The organism is Paractinoplanes aksuensis (assembly GCF_024137025.1).
Classification (GTDB): domain Bacteria; phylum Actinomycetota; class Actinomycetes; order Mycobacteriales; family Micromonosporaceae; genus Actinoplanes; species Actinoplanes aksuensis.
On sequence record NZ_JAMYJR010000041.1, the window covers coordinates 1 to 17,507 of the forward strand.

17 protein-coding genes are annotated in these 17,507 nt (G+C 71.7%); 12 read left to right on the top strand and 5 right to left on the bottom strand.

Annotated elements, in window-relative coordinates; translation table 11 throughout:
• Positions 1-93: 93 nt before the first annotated feature.
• Entirely contained in the window at positions 94-630 is a 537-nt protein-coding gene (locus M1L60_RS35835; protein ID WP_253242001.1) for a GNAT family N-acetyltransferase, read from the top strand.
• Here the strand turns inward: M1L60_RS35835 and M1L60_RS35840 are convergent.
• The gene (locus M1L60_RS35840; protein ID WP_253242002.1) at positions 512-1,216 is read right to left on the bottom strand and encodes a DMT family transporter; all 705 of its coding nucleotides are present in this window, start codon (positions 1,214-1,216) and stop codon (positions 512-514) included. The two genes, M1L60_RS35835 and M1L60_RS35840, sit on opposite strands and share 119 nt — an antisense overlap.
• Positions 1,217-1,243: 27 nt before the next feature.
• Between M1L60_RS35840 and M1L60_RS35845 the strand changes: the two genes are divergently transcribed.
• From M1L60_RS35845 to M1L60_RS35860, 4 genes are read left to right on the top strand one after another with little or no spacing between them, the layout of a single operon-like run.
• On the top strand, positions 1,244-2,056 hold the full coding sequence (locus tag M1L60_RS35845) for an alpha/beta fold hydrolase (protein ID WP_253242003.1): 813 nt from the start codon (positions 1,244-1,246) through the stop codon (positions 2,054-2,056).
• A gap of 10 nt (positions 2,057-2,066) precedes the next feature.
• Entirely contained in the window at positions 2,067-2,852 is a 786-nt protein-coding gene (locus M1L60_RS35850; protein ID WP_253242004.1) for a type 1 glutamine amidotransferase, read from the top strand.
• A 2-nt stretch (positions 2,853-2,854) separates the two neighbouring features.
• Positions 2,855-5,866 (top strand): bifunctional [glutamine synthetase] adenylyltransferase/[glutamine synthetase]-adenylyl-L-tyrosine phosphorylase, encoded by a 3,012-nt coding sequence (locus tag M1L60_RS35855; RefSeq protein WP_253242005.1) that lies wholly within the window; start codon positions 2,855-2,857, stop codon positions 5,864-5,866.
• A gap of 28 nt (positions 5,867-5,894) precedes the next feature.
• On the top strand, positions 5,895-6,092 hold the full coding sequence (locus M1L60_RS35860; protein WP_253242006.1) for a hypothetical protein: 198 nt from the start codon (positions 5,895-5,897) through the stop codon (positions 6,090-6,092).
• A 10-nt stretch (positions 6,093-6,102) separates the two neighbouring features.
• Here the strand turns inward: M1L60_RS35860 and M1L60_RS35865 are convergent, their stop codons facing one another.
• From M1L60_RS35865 to M1L60_RS35875, 3 genes are all read right to left on the bottom strand, one after another.
• Positions 6,103-6,324, bottom strand: a complete 222-nt coding sequence (locus tag M1L60_RS35865; protein ID WP_253242162.1) for a hypothetical protein — start codon at positions 6,322-6,324, stop codon at positions 6,103-6,105.
• 41 nt (positions 6,325-6,365) lie between these two features.
• On the bottom strand, positions 6,366-7,205 hold the full coding sequence (locus tag M1L60_RS35870) for a helix-turn-helix domain-containing protein (protein ID WP_253242007.1): 840 nt from the start codon (positions 7,203-7,205) through the stop codon (positions 6,366-6,368).
• Between the two features lie 76 nt (positions 7,206-7,281).
• Complete coding sequence (locus tag M1L60_RS35875; protein ID WP_253242008.1) at positions 7,282-7,515, bottom strand: hypothetical protein; 234 nt, start codon at positions 7,513-7,515, stop codon at positions 7,282-7,284.
• Positions 7,516-8,017: 502 nt separating this feature from the next.
• Between M1L60_RS35875 and M1L60_RS35880 the strand changes: the two genes are divergently transcribed.
• Complete coding sequence (locus tag M1L60_RS35880; RefSeq protein ID WP_253242009.1) at positions 8,018-8,380, top strand: hypothetical protein; 363 nt, start codon at positions 8,018-8,020, stop codon at positions 8,378-8,380.
• On the opposite strand, the gene M1L60_RS35885 is transcribed toward M1L60_RS35880, so the two are convergent.
• Positions 8,358-9,371, bottom strand: coding sequence for a Glu/Leu/Phe/Val dehydrogenase dimerization domain-containing protein (locus M1L60_RS35885; protein WP_253242010.1), 1,014 nt, complete (start codon positions 9,369-9,371; stop codon positions 8,358-8,360). The genes M1L60_RS35880 and M1L60_RS35885 overlap by 23 nt on opposite strands.
• 79 nt (positions 9,372-9,450) lie before the next feature.
• On the opposite strand from M1L60_RS35885, the gene M1L60_RS48060 reads away from it, so the two are divergent.
• The 6 genes from M1L60_RS48060 to M1L60_RS35915 are packed head-to-tail and all read left to right on the top strand — an operon-like array spanning position 9,451 to position 17,483.
• Complete coding sequence (locus M1L60_RS48060) at positions 9,451-9,909, top strand: Lrp/AsnC family transcriptional regulator (protein ID WP_253242011.1); 459 nt, start codon at positions 9,451-9,453, stop codon at positions 9,907-9,909.
• Between the two features lie 44 nt (positions 9,910-9,953).
• A complete protein-coding gene (locus tag M1L60_RS35895) occupies positions 9,954-11,351 on the top strand; it encodes a hypothetical protein (RefSeq protein WP_253242012.1) in 1,398 nt (465 codons plus the stop codon).
• The gene (mptB, locus tag M1L60_RS35900; protein ID WP_253242163.1) at positions 11,351-12,769 is read left to right on the top strand and encodes a polyprenol phosphomannose-dependent alpha 1,6 mannosyltransferase MptB; all 1,419 of its coding nucleotides are present in this window, start codon (positions 11,351-11,353) and stop codon (positions 12,767-12,769) included. The genes M1L60_RS35895 and mptB (M1L60_RS35900) overlap by 1 nt, the downstream gene beginning before the upstream one ends.
• The gene (gene mptB / locus M1L60_RS35905; RefSeq protein ID WP_253242013.1) at positions 12,766-14,226 is read left to right on the top strand and encodes a polyprenol phosphomannose-dependent alpha 1,6 mannosyltransferase MptB; all 1,461 of its coding nucleotides are present in this window, start codon (positions 12,766-12,768) and stop codon (positions 14,224-14,226) included. The genes mptB (M1L60_RS35900) and mptB (M1L60_RS35905) overlap by 4 nt, the downstream gene beginning before the upstream one ends.
• Positions 14,223-15,362 carry a glycosyltransferase 87 family protein gene (locus M1L60_RS35910; RefSeq protein ID WP_253242014.1) on the top strand — a complete coding sequence of 380 codons (1,140 nt, stop codon included), beginning with the start codon at positions 14,223-14,225 and terminating at the stop codon, positions 15,360-15,362. The genes mptB (M1L60_RS35905) and M1L60_RS35910 overlap by 4 nt, the downstream gene beginning before the upstream one ends.
• 9 nt (positions 15,363-15,371) lie before the next feature.
• A complete protein-coding gene (locus M1L60_RS35915; protein ID WP_253242015.1) occupies positions 15,372-17,483 on the top strand; it encodes an esterase-like activity of phytase family protein in 2,112 nt (703 codons plus the stop codon).
• Positions 17,484-17,507 lie beyond the last annotated feature (24 nt).

Here is a 17,507-nt window from a genome sequence, read left to right on the forward strand (position 1 = left end):
GGGGGGGGGGGGGGGGGGGGGGGGGGGGGGGGGGGGGGGGGGGGGGGGGGGGGCCCCCCCCCCCCCCCCCCCCCACCACGGCGACGTGCGTAAGTGGTTGCGCCCAACCCCAAAACCGCCGTTCCGGTGGCGGGTGATGATCAACTGCTGTTGGGGCTGGGGCAGAATGGCGCGATGGCGAGCGACCCGAAAATGGAGTTGGTTCCGGTTACGGCTGAGAACTGGCGGGACTGCGCCGGGCTGAGTGTGCGCGGGGAGCAGCAGCGGTTTGTCAGTGCGGTCAGCTACTACCTCTGTCTGTGCAACTACGGGGACACCTGGAATCCGCTGGCGGCCGTCCGGGACGGGGACGTCGTCGGGTTTGTCATGTGGGGGATCGATGACGACCGGAGCGCCTGGATCGGGGGCCTGGTGGTCGACGGGCGGCATCAGCGGCAGGGGATCGGGCACGCCATCGTTCGGCAGCTGCGGGAGCGGCTGATCAGCGAACCGGGCACGCCGAACGTGGCGCTCAGCTACGCCGCCGACAACACCGCCGCCAGGCACCTGTATCGGACGCTCGGCTTCCACGAGACGGGTGAGACCGAGGGGACGGAGCTGGTGGCGCGCTGGACCCCGGCTCACGGGTGACGGGCTGAGGTGAGTCGCGCCCCGGCACCAGCGTGACTCCGGTGCCGGCCAGTGTGACCAGGGCCAGGGCGGCGACCGGCAACCCGCCCACTCCGGGCACGAGCCCACCCAGGCGCGCGGTCAGCACGATGTAACCGGCGCCACAGACCCCGGCCAGTGCGGCCAGCAGCAGTCCGCCGAGCGGGACGGATGCGCCGGGCTGCCACCACAGCAGGGCGACTCCGGCTCCGGCGAGCAGGGCCCAGAGCAGGTCGAGCAGCCGCCGCGTCTGCACGAGCGAGACCGTGAGCGGGCCCAGGAACGAAACGGTGACGACCACGCCGAGCGGAACCGTGCGCAGGGCCAGCGCCGACAAGAGGTTGAGCCCGGCGACCGCGATCCCGAGCAGGGCCGCCGCTCGCCATGCGGCTCGGGACCAGTTCCGCAGGCGGGGGCGGGCCAGAACGAAGAGGGCCAGCGCCGCGATCGTGACCCGCAGCAGCACCACGCCGGTGGCGCCCAGGTCGTCGAACAGGGTGCGGCCGACGGCCTGGCCGAACTGGATCGAGGCCACCGAAACGAGCACCAGCAGGGGCGCGGCATTCATGTCGTACCCCCGGTCTAGGTTCCCGGCATGGAAACTATCGAGCCGGTGAACGGGATCAAACTCTTCGTCCGCCGTTTCGGTGACCCCGGGCGGCCGATGCTGGTCGTGATCCATGGTGGACCGCCCTGGGACCATTCCTATCTGCTCCCGGTGGCCGAGCTGGCCGACGCGTTCCACGTCGTGTTCTTCGACCTGCGGGGCAGCGGCCGGTCGAGCCGCGACGTGCCCCTGCAACCCGGCCTCATCGCCGACGACGTGGCCGCGCTGATCCGGCATCTGGGCGCCGAGCGGGCCGACGTGCTGGGCTTCTCGTACGGCGGTGGCATCGCCATGCGGCTGGCCGAGCAACACCCGGCGGTGCTCCGGCGGCTGATCCTCGCTTCCACCACGGCGTACGGTGATTTCGTGCCTGTCATCCCGGCCGAGCGGGCGGCGATGTGCGGCGAGGTCGACCGGTCCGGCGGTGAGGACGGCGCGCTGGCGCGGGCGATGGCCGAGGCCGACCTGCCGGTGACCATCTGGCGGCTCGACCGGGCCGAGGCGTGGCGGGCCGTGCTGGCCGAGGTCCGCTTCTCCAGCGCGTGGGACGTCCCGTACGCGGAAGGAAAGCTGAAACCGGCCCGCCCCACCGACCCGTCGGGGGTGCTGCGCCGCTGGGGCGGTGACGTGCTGATCCTGCACGGCGAGCGCGAGATGACGTTCCCGCCCGAGGTCGCGCACCGCCTGCACGCCGCCGTGCCCGGCAGCCGGCTGCGGCTGATCCCCGACGCGGCCCACATGGCCCAGTTCGACAACCCGGTCGCGTGGCTCGCCGCCGTGCGCGACTTCCTGACGGGATAGCCTCGTGGACGTGGCGACTGCACTTGTCATCGAGAACGATCCGACCGACGACCTGCGCCGGCTGGGTGACTGGCTGACCGAGGCGGGGCTCGGGCTCACCGTCCTGCGGCCGCACGCCGGTGACGAGCTGCCCGAGACGCTCGACGGCTACCTCGCGCTCATCGTGCTGGGCGGCGACCAGAACGCGTACTCCGACGCCGAGGGCCGGCCCGGCGCCCCCTGGTTCCCGGCGCTCGAGGCGCTGCTGCGCAAGGCGGTCCGCCACCGGGTGCCGACGCTCGGGGTCTGCCTCGGCGGCCAGCTGCTGGCCACCGCGCACGGCGGCCTGGTCGAGCGCGGCACCAGCGGCCCCGAGATCGGCCCCGGCCTGGTCGGCAAGCGCGACGCGGCCGACAAGGATCCGCTGTTCAAGTGGGTGCCGCTGCTGCCCGACGTGATCCAGTGGCACCGCGACGAGATCACCGAGCTGCCGTTGCAGGCGACGCTGCTCGCCGCGTCCAGCCGCTACCCGCATCAGGCGTTCCGCATCGGCGACCGGGCCTGGGGCATCCAGTTCCACATCGAGTGCGACGCCGCGATGATCGCGCAGTGGGCCGCGAGCGACCAGGCCGGCCTCGACGAGCTGGGCTACGACGCCGAGGCGGTCGTCTACGCCATGGCCGAGCAGCTGCCCGACGTCGAAGAGGTGTGGCAGCCGTTCGCCGCCCGGTTCGCCGCGCTGGCCCTCGGCACCCTGCCCGACGCCGACATACCCGACGCCGGCACCGGCCGCACCCTTCCGCTGCTGGGGAACTGAGCGTGACCCGGCCCAGCCGGCTGGCCCGGTACGGCTTCGCCGAGGACGGTGTCCGGGCGTCCGACCTGCTCGGGCCGACCGGGCTGCGGCTGTGGGACGCCGAGGCCCAGGCGCCGGCCGATCCCGACGCGGCCGAGCTGCTCAGTTCGCTGTCCCGGGCGGCCGACCCCAACCTGGCCCTGCGCCAGCTGCACCGGCTGGTCGAGGCGGCCGGGCGGGCGGCCGCGCGCGGCAACGGCGGCCCGGTCACCGGCCCGGGCGTCGGGATCAGCGCCAACGAGGCCACCGACGTGCTGATCGGCGCCCTGGCCGCCGACGCCGGCCTGCGCCGCCGGCTGGTCGCTGTGCTGGGCGCGTCGTCGGCGCTCGGCGACCACCTGGTGGCCAACCCCGGCGACTGGCAGGTGCTGGCCACCGGCAAGACCGGTCTGCCGCCCAACGCCGAGGGCCACCTCGAGGTCGGGGGCGACGAGCCCAGCGTGCCCGAGCTGCGCCGGGCCTACCGCATCGCGTTGCTGCGCATCGCCGCGGCCGATCTGACCGGGGGCCGGGGGCTCGAGCCGACCATGGCCGCGTTGTCCCGGCTGGCCGACGAGACGCTGGCCACCGCGTACGCCATCGCCGTGGCCGGGTTGACCACGGGCACGGCCGAGCCGAGCCTGGCCGTGGTCGCGATGGGCAAGTGCGGCGGCAACGAGCTCAACTACGTGTCCGACGTCGACGTCATCTTCGTGGCCGACTCCGACGACGACCTCAGCGCCGGCACCGTCGTCGCGGCCCGGATCATCGAGATCTGCGGCATGGTGGCCTGGCCGGTCGACGCCGCGCTGCGGCCCGAGGGCAGCCGGGGCCCGCTGGTCCGCACGCTGGCCAGCCACCAGGCCTACTACCGGCGCTGGGCCCGCACGTGGGAGTTCCAGGCGCTGCTCAAGGCCCGTCCCGCCGCCGGCGATCTGGCGCTGGGCCGGCGCTGGATCGACGACCTGGCTCCGCTGGTGTGGCACGCGGCCGAGCGGCCCGAGGCGGTGGCCGACGTCCGCGACATGCGTCGCAAGATCATCGACAACGTGCCTCCAGGGCTGGTCGACCGCGAGATCAAGCGGGGGCCGGGCGGGCTGCGGGACATCGAGTTCGCGGTGCAGCTGCTCCAGCTCGTGCACGGCCGGGTCGACGAGACGCTGCGCGCCCCGGGCACCATCCCGGCCTTGCGCGCGCTCGTGACCGGCGGTTACGTCGGCCGCGACGACGGCGAGACGTTGCTGCGCGGCTACCGTTTCCTGCGCAGCGTCGAGCACCGGCTGCAACTGCAACAGCTCCGGCGTACGCACACCGTCCCCGACGACCCGGCCGGCCTCCGCTGGCTGGCCGCCGCCCTCGGCTACACGGCCATGCCCGGGCGCGATGCCGTCGAGGCGTTCCGCTCCGACTGGGTGGGCCACGCCGCCCAGGTGCGCCGCCTGCACGTCAAGCTGCTCTACCAGCCGCTGCTCGAGGCCGTGGCCCGGGTGCCGGCCGAGGCGCTGCGCATGACGACCGAGTCGGCCGGCCGCCGCCTCGAGATCCTCGGCTTCGCCGACCCCGACGGGGCGCTGCGCCACCTGCAGGCACTCACCGGCGGCGTCACCCGCACGTCGGCGATCCAGCGCACCCTGCTGCCGATGCTGCTGCAAGAGTTCGCCGACGCCCCCGAGCCCGACCGCGGCCTGCTCAACTACCGTCACGTCTCCGACAAGCTCGGCAGCACCCCGTGGTACCTGCGCCTGCTGCGTGACGGTGGCCCGGTCGCCCGCCGCCTGGCCCGGGTGATCAGCCTCTCCCGGTACGCGACCGACCTGCTCACCCGCGACCCCGAGGCGCTGCGGCTGCTGGCCGACGACACCGAGCTGCAGCCCCGCTCGCGCGCGTCGCTGCTCGACGGGTTCACAGCCGCCGCCGACCGGTACGCCGACGACCCGGTCAAGGCGATCGCCGCCGTCCGCGCCCGCCGCCGGCGCGAGCTGTTCCGCCTGGCCTGCGCCGACATCCTGAGCCGGGCCGGTGAGCTGGCCCCGGCCCACCCGCTCGAAGTCAACGCGATCGGCATCGCGCTCTCCGACGTCACCGACGCCACGCTCAACGCGGCCCTGACCGTGGCCCGCCGCGCCCACCCCGGCCCCGACGGGCTGCGGTTCGCGATCATCGGCATGGGCCGGCTCGGCGGCTACGAGATGAGCTACCCGTCCGACGCCGACGTCCTGTTCGTCTACGAGCCCCCGGCCGGCGTCCCCGAGAACGAGTCGAGCGCCGCCGCCCGCGTCATCGCCGAAGAGCTGCGCCGCGCCCTGACCGCCCCCGCGCCCGACCCCGAGCTGGGCATCGACGCCGACCTGCGCCCCGAGGGCCGCCAGGGTCCGCTGGTCCGCAGCCTGGCCGCCTACCAGCAGTACTACGCCCGGTGGTCGCGCGTCTGGGAGGCCCAGGCCCTGCTCCGGGCCCGTTTCGTCGCCGGCGACACCGACCTCGGCGACCGCTTCGAAGAGCTGGCCGACAAGATCCGCTACCCCGAGGGCGGCCTGACCCGCGAACAGGTCGTCGAGATCCGCCGCATCAAGGCCCGGGTCGAGGTCGAGCGGCTGCCCCGCAACGCCGACCCGCAGACGCACACCAAGCTGGGCCGGGGCGGCCTGTCCGACGTGGAATGGGCGGTCCAGCTGCTGCAGCTGCGCCACGCCTACGCCGTGGCCGGTCTGCGCCGCACCCGCACCCTCGAGGCGCTCGACTCGGCCGTCGAGGCCAAGCTGATCGACAAGGTCGACGCGGCCGCGATGACCGCCGGCTGGACGCTGGCGGCCCAGGTGCGCAACGCGTTGACCCTGGTCCGGGGCCGCCCCACCGACCAGTTGCCCCGCCACGGGGTCGAACTGGCGGGCGCCGTCCAGCTGCTGGGCGGCGGCGACCCGGGCGAGTTCGTCGACCGCTACCTGCGCCTGACCCGCCGCTCCCGCGCCGCGATGGAAAGGGTGCTGGAGTCTTAGGAAGCGCGCGGGTGGGTATTACCCTTTCATGCTGTTCAACATGGTGAAGCGCTTCGCAATCATGGCCATCGCCGTCCCGCTCGCGGCGGCCGGCGCCCGCAAGCTCAGCGACACGCTGGAGGCCAAGCGCGGCCCCAGCCGCGGCAGCCGCGCGCTCCGTCAGGGCGCCGACTTCCTCGGCGGCCTCCGCGGCAACCAGAAGAAGAAGCGCCGTTTCGCCTGGTGACGACGCTGTCTCAGGCCTGCTTGCGGATCTCGTCGGCGGCGGCGAGCAGCACCTCGACGGGAATCTCGACGAGACGCTCGCCGTCCGGCACCTCGACGCCGGCCTTTTCACCGGTCATCTCGTAGCCCTGCACGACCACAGTGTCGCTGTCGGTGCCGTAGACGGTCGGGCAGGAGCCCACGCCGCACATGCTGGCAAGGGTTTTGGTGACGGCAGGTTCTTGAGTCGTCATGTCTTCCAAGGTACGGACGGGAGCAAGTCCGTTACAACGAGTCAGGCCGCGGTACCCGGCAACATGCGGATGTACCGCTTCTGATGACGATCCAGAATGGGATCGATGTCGGCCGTCCCGAGGGCCTCGTAGGCGTCGAAAACGCGCCGGTAGTTGCGAACTGTGCGGCGGCCCCGGGAGAAAAGGCTGGTGTTGAAAAGATCGACCAGAACGGACTTCTCGCCCATGATCTCGAAGCCGTGATAGGGCGCGGTCGGCCACCGTGCGTCTTCGGGAATGATCCGCACGCTGACGTTGGGTAACTCGGCAACCTCACGCAACCGGGCGATCTGACCGATCATGTCAACCGGCGCGCAGACCCGGTTACGCAGCACCGTCTCGGCCATGATGAAGATGAACCGGCGGCTTCGGTCGTAGAGAGCCTGACTGCGCTGCATTCGTGCGGAGACGGCTTCGGACACCGCCAGCGCGGACGCGGCCAGCTGATCCTCGGCCAGTTCGGTCTCGACCGGCGTCAGCAGGGCTCGCGCATATTCACTCGTCTGCAACAGGCCCACTACCACGGCCGGTTGGAACGTACGGACCTCACGGCCGAGAGTCTCGAGCTGACGCACGAACTGCTGCCGGGCCGGAAGGTCGGGCTCGGTCGCCTGCCAGTCGACGAGCTGATCACTGGGATGCTCGGCGTTGGCGACCAAACGGTCGATCTCGGCCGCCGGCAGCTCCAGGGCTTCGGCGATGCGGCGGACGTCCTGCGGGTCGAGGCTGGAGACGCCGTTTTCGAGGCGGGACACGGTCGCCTGACTGAGGCCGACGAGCTTGCCCAAAGCGTGTCCGGACATCTTGCGCTGTTTGCGCCAGCGGGCCAGGGCGGCTCCCACGGATTCGTCCGAGCCGTCCGGCCGGTCCAGGGGCGGCTCGCTCACGCCAACCGCCCCCTCTCGATATCTGTCTCGGTCAGCTTGCTGCTTTCAGGGCTTCAGCCAGAAGTGCGGCTGGAATCTCCACGAGCTGTTCGCCGGCGGGGATGTCGAGGCCGGTGGCCTCGGCGGTCACGGTATATCCCTGCACCACGTAGGTGTCGCGGTCGGTGCGGTATACGGTCGGGCAACTGCCGGCGCCGCAGATCTTGGTAACAAAGGTCAGCTGCGGTGCCGACTCCTGAACGCCCGTTAAGGGTAGATTTGTCACACGCAGACGGTACAGCAAATGTCAAGGTCTATGCAGGCATCGCGCATAGATTCCATGCAACCACATGGTGGAATAGACGAACACCCCGAGTTTCCCGCCGTGAACTGGTGAGGGAACAGGATTCATGTTCGCGCATCATGCTTGCGTACGAGTGCATAGCCGTGGATATTCAGGGGTAAGGGTCTCGGAGAGAAAACCCGGTCGGCGCCAGAGGCGCCGACCGGGTCGTCCCACCGGCCGACGACGGGGTCAGGCCCTTGACGGTGCACGTACGGCCTGAACCGGAGGTCGATGGCATGCTCTCGTTCCGTTTCCTTTCATCGGCAGACAGCGATCTCCCAGCCGTGTATCCGGCTCGTGTCCTGCCACCCCTTCTGATCGGCCCGCGCGTCAGGCGTCCGCGTCCGAACCCTGGACGGTCCACTGAGTGGTCACCTCGTTCGAGCCGGCCGGTCGCGCGCCGGGCGGAACCCACTTTCGTCTCCCGGACCGGAGAACCTCGATGATCACATCTGTGCTGGCCGGGGTCGTCGCACTGATCGTGGTGCTGATCGTCCTCAGCGAGATCCTCGCGGCCGTCATCCCTCTCATCATCGTCCTGACCTGCGTGCCCGCTGCGGAGCGGGACGGGCTCGCCCGCGTGCTGGCGGTCATCGACTCCTCCCGCCGGCTGCGGGTGTGGTCTGCGCTCAAGCTTGCCGTCGTGCTGCGGCGGCAGGAGATCGAGCAGGCGCGGACGGCTCAGGATCCGTTGCGGAACCCGTACGCGCACCTCAACGACCACTTCGCGAACCTGCCGGGGGATGCGCCGCTGAATCCGCCGTACGAGCGGGCCGAGCCGGTCAGCCCACCCGTGCGCGACTGAGGTGGTGGGCGGCGGCGCCGGGGGTGATGTGGTCGCGCTCGGCGTTGGTGAAGACGGTGGTCAGGGTGGTTCCGATGGCGTCCAGGCGGGCTGCGACCTGGGCCGGTGTGTCGTGGTGCAGTTCGACGGCGGTGGCGCTGATGACGCCGCCCGCGCTGACCACGTAGTCGGGGGCCCACAGGATGCCGCGGGCGTGCAGCAGGTCGGCCGTGGCGGGGGTGTCGAGTTGGTTGTTGGCCGGGCCGGCCACGGCGGCGCAGCGCAGCGCGGTCACGACGGCCGGGGTCAGCACGCCGCCGAGGGCGGCCGGCACCACCACGTCGACGTCGGCGGTCAGGGCCTCGTCGGGGGTCGTCCAGGTGGCGCCCAGTTCGTCGGCCAGGGGGCGTAGGGCCGGGTCGACGTCGGTCACCACCAGCTTCGCGCCGGCCTCGGCCAGCAGGCGGGCCACCCGGCCGCCGACCCGGCCCAGGCCGATGACCGCGAAACAACGCCCGGCCAGGGCGGCGGAGCCGAAGCGGGCGGCGCAGACCGCGCGCAGGGCGGCGACCGTGCCCACGGCGGTGCCGGGCGACGAATCACCACTGCCGCCCGCACCGACCGGGCGGCAGAAGACATGGCTCGTACGCCGGCCGATCGTGACCATGTCGTCCGGGCCGGTGCCCACGTCGGGGCCGGTCGCGTAGCGGCCGCCCAGCTCCTCGATGACCGTGCCCGCGTCGTGCAGGGCAGCTTCGCGCAGCCCGGGATCCGTGGCGGGGCCGACGATCACCGTTTTGCCGCCGCCGTTGGGCAGACCGGCCAGGGCGCACTTGTCGGTCATGGCCGCCGAGAGCCGCAGCGCGTCGGTCAGGCCGTCCTGCCATTGCCCGTACGCCTTCAGCCGGCACCCGCCGAGGGCCGGGCCCAGCTTCGTCGAGTGCACGGCCACGATGATCGGCAGCCCGGACTCGGGGCCGCGCCGAACGATGATGCGTTCATGCGAGAACATGGGCTCAAGTTAGGCGTCTGCCCGACAGTTGTGCCGTCTCGCCGAACGAAATTCGGTGAAGTAGCCGGAAGGGGACCCGGTGGACGAAGTTGATTCGGCGATCGTGCGGGAACTGCAGGCGAACGCGCGGCAGACCAACCGCGACCTGGCCCGCGCGGTCGGCATCGCTCCGTCGACGTGCCTGGAACGCGTGCGCCTGCTGCGCGACCGCGGGGTGATCACCGGCTATCACGCCGAGATCGACCTGGGCGCCCTCAACCGGCACGTCCAGGCCTTCCTGCACCTGCAGGTGCGCCCGATGAGCCGCGAGGTGATCGAGAACGTCAAGACCTACATCACCGCGCTGCCCGAGGTGCTCTCGGTCTTCGTGGTGGCCGGTGGGGACGACCTGCTGGTCCATGTGGCCGTGGCCGACGTCGATGCGTTGCACTCGTTCCTCATGGACAAGTTCAGCCCGCGCCGCGAGATCGTGGGCTTCCGCAGCTCAGTGATCTATCAGCACACCCGCAACCGGGTCCTCGACGAGCTCGAGCCGTGACGTACCGTCGTACGGTCGAAGCGTCGAACGGAGCGAAGAGAAGCATGAGCCGTCCGTTCGTGGCCGCGGCGGTGCTGGCGGCGGCCCTGCGGGTGCCGTTCCTGTTCACCGGCCTGTCGACCGATGAGGGCGGCTACGCCTACGTCGCCCAGCAGTGGTCGCGCGGCGAGGCCCTCTATTCGGGGGTGTGGCTCGACCGCCCTCAGGGGCTGCTGCTCACCTATCGCGCGCTGCTCGGGCTGGCCGACGCCGGCTGGGCGATCCGGGCCGGCATGGTGCTGGCCGGGGTGATCATCACGGTCGCCCTCGGAGTGATCGCCGGCCTGCTGGTCAACCGGGCCACCGGCATCACCACGGCTTTCCTGTACGCGGTGGTCGGCGTCGCTCCGCACCTGGAGGGCATCACGCTCAACGGCGAGCTGCTGGCCGCCGCCCCCGCGACGGCGGGGATCGCCCTGGCCGTGTGGTGGTGGAAGCGCGAACGGTCCCTGTTCTGGCTGGCCGGCGCGGGTGCGCTGGCCGGCCTGGCCCTGACCATGAAGCAGTCCGGGATCGAGGGCGTGCTGGTCGTCGGCGCGCTGCTGGCGGTCGTCGTGCGGCGCGGGCGGCCGGCCCTCGTGTTCGCGGCCGGGCTGCTGCTGCCGTTGCTGGCCTCGGCGCTGCACGGCCTGGTCACCGGCTGGGACGCGTACTGGGACGCGCTCGTGGGCTATCAGCTGTCGGCGATCGGCTCGGACGGCTCGAACGCGAGCACCCGCTGGACCGACCTGGGCCGCAACGCCGGGGACATCGCGCTCGACATGGTCGTACCGCTCGTAGTGTCGCTGCTGGGCTGGCGGGTGCTCGACCGGCCCGCCCGCCGGCTGGTGGCGGCCTGGCTGGTGGCCGGGGTCGTCGGGGTCAACCTGGGCGGCTCGTACTGGCCGCACTACTTCGTGCAGCTGCTGCCGCCGCTGGTGCTGCTGGTCGCGGCCGCAGTCACCGCGCTGGGGCAGCGCTGGCAGAAGCTCACCGTGGCCGCCGTCGTGGTCCTGCCCACGCTGATCTGGCTGGTCGCGCTGGTGCCGATGTCGCCGGCGAAGCGGGCCGAGACCATCCCGTACGACGCGCTGGCCGCCCGCGACGACAAGATCGCCGCCGTGATCCGGGCGACCACGACCCCGGACGACGAGATCTATGTGCTCGAGTCCGAGGCGTACCTCTACTTCGCGGCCGAACGCCGGTCGCCCTATCCGTACCTGTGGGGCAAGCCGATCGACAAGATCCCGGACGCGCTGCCGCGGTTGCGCGAGATGCTCGACTCGCCGCAGCGCCCGACCCTGGTCATCCTCGACACCCCGCCGTCGGCGGTCGATCCCACCGGCGGGATCGAGGCCGCGCTGGCCGAGCACTACCGTCTTGACACGGTGGTCGAGGGCGTCCCGATCCTGCGGGCCCGGTGATGGCTGTGCTGTCCACGCCGGCCGGGGTGCGGTATCTGGGGCTGTTCGGGGCGCTGTGCTGTGCCGTCGACGCGATCCTGTTCGGCGCGCCGAGCTGGATCCGCCAGGGCGTGTCTGTGGTGAGCATCCTGCGCGGCCCGAACGGCTTCCTGATCATGGTGTTGTGGATCGCCGGGTTGACCGCGCTCTGTGTCGCCTGGTGGCACGGCCGGCATTTGACCGAGAGCCGGACCTGGATCTGGACGACGGCCGCGCTCTGGAGCCTGCCCCTGCTGTTCGTGCCGCCACTGGCCAGCCGCGACATGTACGCGTACGCCTGTCAGGGCGCCCTGTTCGACGCCGGGTTCAACCCGTCCGAGGTCGGGGTGGCCACCCAGCCCTGCCCCTGGCTCGAGTCGGTCTCGGTGGTCTGGCGCGAGACCCCCACCCCGTACGGACCTTTGTGGATCTTGTTGGCCGGGGCCGCTGCCGCGTTCGGTTCGCAGGTGGTCGCGCTGGCCGTCTTCCGGCTCTACGCCGTGCTCGGCGTCGTGGCGCTGGCCGCCGCCACGCCGGTGCTGGCCCGGCGGCTCGGCGTGTCCGAGAGCCGGGCGCTGTGGCTGGTCGTGGGCTGCCCGATCATCCCGGTCCACGTCATCGGCGGCGGGCACAACGACGCCCTGGCCCTGGCCTTGCTGATCGGCGGGCTGGCGCTGATCGCGGGCCGGGACCGCCCGCTGGTCGCGTTGCTGGGCGGCGGCGCGCTGATCGGGGCCGGGATCGCCGTCAAGATCACTCTTGGGGTGGTGCTGCCGTTCGCGGCCGTGCTCGCCGCGGGGGGCCTGGCGCTGACCCGGCCCGGCTTGATGCTGGTGCTGCGGCGGGGCGGCGCGGTCGTCGGTGGAGCGGCAGCCGCCATGGCCGGGCTGTCGATCGCGTCCGGGCTCGGCTTCGGCTGGCTGTACGCCCTGTCCGGGGCGGGGGAGTCGCGCAGCTGGACGTCCCCGGTGACGGCCGTCGGCATCGCGATCAACGCGGTCGGCCAGTGGTTCGGCGCCTCGATCGACGCCGTGCCCCTGGCCCGCACGCTCGGACTCGGCCTGCTGCTGGTGGCGCTCGTGGTGATCTTCCTGCGCTTCCGGCAGGGTGATCAGCTGGTCGGGGCGGCACTGGCCCTGCTGGCCGTCATCTTCCTGGCCCCGATCACCCAGCCCTGGTACGTGCTGTGGCCGCTGGCCGTACTGGCGCTGACCGTGGCCTCGACCCGGTGGCTCGAGATCGTCGTCATCGTCTCGATGTTCTTCATCCTGCCCAACGGCGACGGCGCCTGGAAGCCGCTGCAGGTGCCGCTGGCCTTCGTGATGGCCGGGCTGGTGGGCTGGGTGGCCTGGCGGGCGGTGCGCTGGACGCGGGAGCCGGTGCCCGAGGCGGTGTCATGACCGTGATCACGCCGGCCTCGGTGCGCTGGGCCGGGTTCGCGGGCAGCGTGGCCACCGCGGTCACCGCTTACCTGGGCGGGGCCGGGCCGGTGCGGGTGCCCAGCGTCAACCCGGGCACGCTGCTCAGCGGGGCCAAGGGCGTGGCGCTGCCGCTCTGCTGGCTGCTCGGCACGGCGCTGTTGATCACTGCTTGGTGGTACGGCCGACGGGTGGCGCCGAGCCTGCGGTGGGTGCTCGTGACGTGCGCGCTGTGGTTCCTGCCGGTGCTGCCGTTCCTGCCGCTGGGCAGCGCGGACGTCTACTCGTACGCCTGCCAGGGCTGGGTCCAGCGGGTCGGCGGCGACCCGTACGCGGCCGGGGTGGCCGGCTCGGGCTGCCCCTGGGTGTCGTCGGTCGCGTCCTCGTGGGCCGATTCGCCGGCCCCCTACGGTCCACTGTTCCTGCTGCTGGCGGCGGGCGCGGTGCTGTTCGGCGGCACCTCGCTGGACGCGGTGATCGCCGGCCTGCGGGTCATCGCGCTGGCCGGGCTCGTGCTGACTGCCTGGGGTGTGCCGGCGCTGGCCCGCCGGGCCGGTATCGACCCCGTGCAGGCCACCTGGACGGTGCTGGCCGGCCCGCTCGTGCTCGTGCACCTGGTCTCCGGCGCCCACAACGACGCCCTGCTCATCGGCCTGATCGTGGCCGGGCTGGCCGTCGTTCCACGTCCGGCGCGGCGCTGCGCCGAGGCCCCGGCCATCGGACAACCGCCGGCCGTCGTGCGGGGGCGGGCCGTGGTGCCGCTGGTCGTCGCTGGTCTGCTGCTCGGTCTCGCGGTTTCGGTCAAGGCGACTGCGATCGTGGTAGTCCCGTTCGCCGTGCTGGCCGTGGTGCCGCCCGGATCCGCCCTGCGGACGCTGTGGCGCCCGGCCGTGATCCTCGGCGGCAGCGTCGTGGCCGGCGCGGCCGTGGTCTCGGTGCTGTCCGGCCGGGGTGTCGGCTGGATCGGCGGCCTGCTGCGCAGCGGCGACACCGTGGCCTGGACCTCGCCGTCGACCGCGGTCGGGCTCACGATCGAGACGGTCACCGGCCTGTCGGCGATCGGGGTCACCCGGGCGGTCGGGGTCGCCGTTCTCGCCGTACTGCTGGTGTGGTTGTGGTGGCGGGCCCGCCGGGGCGACGCGCTGATCGGGGCCGGGCTCGCCCTGGCCGCGACCGTCCTGTGCGCGCCCGTCTTCCATCCCTGGTACGCGACCTGGCCGCTGGCCGTGCTGGCGGCGACCCTGCCCGCGGGCACCACGATCGGCCGCTGGCTGATCGGCCTGTGCGCCTTCGCCGCCACCTTGACCACGCCGGCCGGTTACAACTGGGCGCTCTACACCCGGATCCCCGGGGCGGTGCTGGTCACCGTCCTGCTCCTCGCCGGACTCGCCTACCTCGCCCGGAAGCCGCGGCGACGGGCCGAGGAAGTCGCGCCATGAAGCTGAAGATCGGTCTGGTCACGGCGGCGGCGTTGATCACCGTCCTGGTCGTGTATCTCGCCGAGACGCGTAATCACTTCTTCGACTCGACGGTCTATCACGGCGCGATCCAGTACTGGTTCCGCGGCGACGGTGGCCTGGTCTACGACTGGCTGCGCCCCGGGAATCCGTACGGCTTCACCTATCCGCCCTTCGCCGGCCTGGTCATGGCCCCGATGGCGATCCTGCCGCTGGGCGCCGTCGTGTCGATCACCTTGGTCGCCACCGTGCTCACGACCGCGGTGGTCACCTGGTGGCTGGCCGGCCCGCTGATCCGCCGTCGAGGCTGGACGGTCTGGTTCGCCCTCGCGATCGCTGTCTGTCTGGCCATCTCGTTCGAGCCGGTGCGCGAGACCATCACCTTCGGCCAGATCAACGTCCTGCTGCTGGCTCTGGTGGCCGGCGACCTGCTGCTGGGCCTGAGCCGAGGAAGGAAGTGGGCCGGTGTCGGCATCGGCCTGGCCACCGCGATCAAGCTGACCCCGGGCATCTTCATCGTCTATCTGCTGGTGACCCGGCGCTGGCGGGCGGCCGCGACGGCGAGCGGCACGGCGGCCGGGGCCACCCTGCTGGCGGCCGCGCTCTTCCCCGACGAGTCCCGCGAGTTCTGGACGTCGGCGTTGTGGGACACCAACCGGGTCGGCGTGCTCTCCATCGTGTCCAACCAGTCGGAGCGCGGCCTCCTGGCCCGTCTGGCGCTCGGCCCGGCCGAATCGAAGGTGTGGCTGGTCGGCGTACTGGTGACCCTGGCCTTCTGGGTGTGGCGGGTGGCCCGGGCGCCGGAGGACATCGCGGGCGGCCTGGCCCTGACCGGCATCGTCGGGTGCCTGGTCAGCCCGGTCAGCTGGATCCACCACTGGGTCTGGCTGCTGCCGGCCATCATCCTGTGCGTCGAGGCCAACCGGAAGGCGCTGGGAATCTCCGCCTACCTGGTGCTGACCAGCCGGCTGACCTGGTTGTGGGAGCGCCCGGGGCGGCCGCTGGAGCTGATCGGCGGCAACCTCTATGTCTGGTTCGGCCTGGCCCTGCTGATCTGGACACCCATCGGCACGCGTCGTTCAACGGAAATCCATGCGAAGGACAAGATCCTCACGTAGTCAGAGCGCATGCGTAAACGCTCGGCAATCGCTCTCCTCGGCCTGGCCGCGACCTTCGTCGCCACCCCGGCGGCCGCGCACGGGCCCGATAAGGAATTCCGCCGGCTGGCCACCTTCCCGGCGTATCTGAACTCGTCGATCGACGACACCGCGGCGGCGGAGATCTCCACGGTCACCGAGGACGGCCGGACGGTCGTCTACACCGACAGCCCCGGTAAGCGGCTCGGCTTCGTCGACATCACCAACCCGAGCCGGCCCCGGGCGGCCGGCACGCTGGCCCTGGACGGCGAGCCCACCTCGGTCGCGCACCTGGGCCACCTGCTGCTGGCCGGCGTGAACACCCGCGAAAGCTCCACCGATCCGTCCGGCCAGCTGGTCGTGATCGACGACCGCAGCCGCAAGGTCGTGCGGCAGATCGACCTCGGCGGGCAGCCCGACTCGGTCGCGGTCGCGCCCAGCGGCCGCTACATCGCGGTCGCGATCGAGAACGAGCGTGACGAGGACGTCGACGACGGCGCGATCCCGCAGCTCCCGGCCGGCTACCTGTCGGTGATCGACACGAGGACGTGGAAGGCCTCGAAGGTCGACCTGACCGGGCTGGCCGCGGTCGCCCCGACCGACCCGGAGCCCGAGTACGTCAGCATCAACGCGCGCGACGAGGCGGTTGTCTCGCTGCAGGAGAACAACCACCTCGCGGTCGTGTCGCTGAAGTCGAGGAAGGTCGTCGAGCACTTCCCGGCGGGCGCGGTCACTGTGTCCGGTGTGGACACCAAGGACGACGACCGGATCACGCTGGACGGCACGATCACCGCCAAGCGCGAGCCCGACGGCGTGGCCTGGATCGGCGACGAATACTTCGCCACGGCCAACGAGGGCGACTACGAGGGCGGCTCGCGGGGCTGGACGATCTTCACCCGCGACGGAAAGGTCGCCTGGGACGCCGGCAACACGCTCGAGCACATCGCCGTCGAGCACGGGCTCTACCCGGACAAGCGCTCCGACGCCAAGGGCATCGAGCCCGAGAACGTGGCCTTCGCCAAGATCGGGCGTACGCCGTACGTCTTCGTCAACTCGGAACGCGGCAACTTCACCGCGGTGTACGACGTGTCGAACCCGCGCAAGCCGAAGTTCCAGCAGTTGCTGCCGACGACCAACGGGCCCGAGGGTGTCGTCGTGGTGCCGTCGCGGGGGCTGCTCGTCGTCTCCAGCGAGGAAGAGATCCCGGACGCCAACATCCGCGGCTCGGTGCAGATCTACGGCCTCGGCCACGGCCAGTTCCCATCGATCGTCTCGGACGACAAGATTCCGTTCGGCACGCTGTCGGCCCTGTCGGCCGTGCCCGGTAAGCGCTCGCAGCTCGTCTCGGTCACCGACTCGGCGTACACCCCGACCCGGATCCTGACGGTCGACACCGCACAGCGTCCGGCTCGTATCGAGCGTCAACTCACCGTGACCAAGGCCGGAAAGCCGGTCGGTTACGACGCCGAGGGCATCGTCGCGCGCAGGGGCGGCGGTTACTGGCTCGCGAGCGAGGGCTCCGCCGAAACCCCCAACCTTCTCGTACGCCTCGACGCGCGCGGCGCCGTGCAGCAGGAGATCGCGCTGCCGGCCGACATCGCGGCCGCCGTCACCACCAACGGCTTCGAGGGCGTGGCCGAGACGGGCAACTCCGTCTGGGTCGCCATCCAGCGCTCGCTGAAGATCGATCCCACCAATGTCGTACGCATCGGGAAGCTCGACCTGAAGACCGGCGCCTGGTCGTGGCTGCTCTACCCGCTGGACGCGGCCCCGATCGGCTGGACCGGGCTGTCCGAGCTGGTCGCCGTGGACGGCAACACGTTCGCGGTGATCGAGCGGGACAACCAGCGCGGCCCGCAGGCGTCGATCAAGAAGGTCTACCGGTTCGACGTCCCGGCCCGCTGGACCGGCACCCCGACCGTGAAGAAGAAGCTCGTCAAGGACCTGCTGCCCGCGCTCAAGGCCGACAACGGCTGGGTGCAGGACAAGGTCGAGGGCCTCGCGATCGGCGGTGACGGCCAGACCTACGCCGTGACCGACAACGACGCCATCGACGACGCCACCGGCGAGACCGTGTTCCTGCGGCTGGGTCGGCTGTTCTAGAAGAGCCGACCCGCCTCGGCCCCG

Coding starts and splice junctions, on each gene's coding strand:
- mptB (WP_253242163.1), top strand. CDS start 11,351: ATGGCTGTGCTGTCCACGCCGGCCGGGGTGCGGTATCTGGGGCTGTTC.
- M1L60_RS35910 (WP_253242014.1), top strand. CDS start 14,223: ATGAAGCTGAAGATCGGTCTGGTCACGGCGGCGGCGTTGATCACCGTC.
- M1L60_RS35865 (WP_253242162.1), bottom strand. CDS start 6,324: ATGACGACTCAAGAACCTGCCGTCACCAAAACCCTTGCCAGCATGTGC.
- M1L60_RS35845 (WP_253242003.1), top strand. CDS start 1,244: ATGGAAACTATCGAGCCGGTGAACGGGATCAAACTCTTCGTCCGCCGT.
- M1L60_RS35860 (WP_253242006.1), top strand. CDS start 5,895: ATGCTGTTCAACATGGTGAAGCGCTTCGCAATCATGGCCATCGCCGTC.
- M1L60_RS35880 (WP_253242009.1), top strand. CDS start 8,018: ATGATCACATCTGTGCTGGCCGGGGTCGTCGCACTGATCGTGGTGCTG.
- M1L60_RS35895 (WP_253242012.1), top strand. CDS start 9,954: ATGAGCCGTCCGTTCGTGGCCGCGGCGGTGCTGGCGGCGGCCCTGCGG.
- mptB (WP_253242013.1), top strand. CDS start 12,766: ATGACCGTGATCACGCCGGCCTCGGTGCGCTGGGCCGGGTTCGCGGGC.
- M1L60_RS35840 (WP_253242002.1), bottom strand. CDS start 1,216: ATGAATGCCGCGCCCCTGCTGGTGCTCGTTTCGGTGGCCTCGATCCAG.
- M1L60_RS35915 (WP_253242015.1), top strand. CDS start 15,372: ATGCGTAAACGCTCGGCAATCGCTCTCCTCGGCCTGGCCGCGACCTTC.
- M1L60_RS35885 (WP_253242010.1), bottom strand. CDS start 9,371: ATGTTCTCGCATGAACGCATCATCGTTCGGCGCGGCCCCGAGTCCGGG.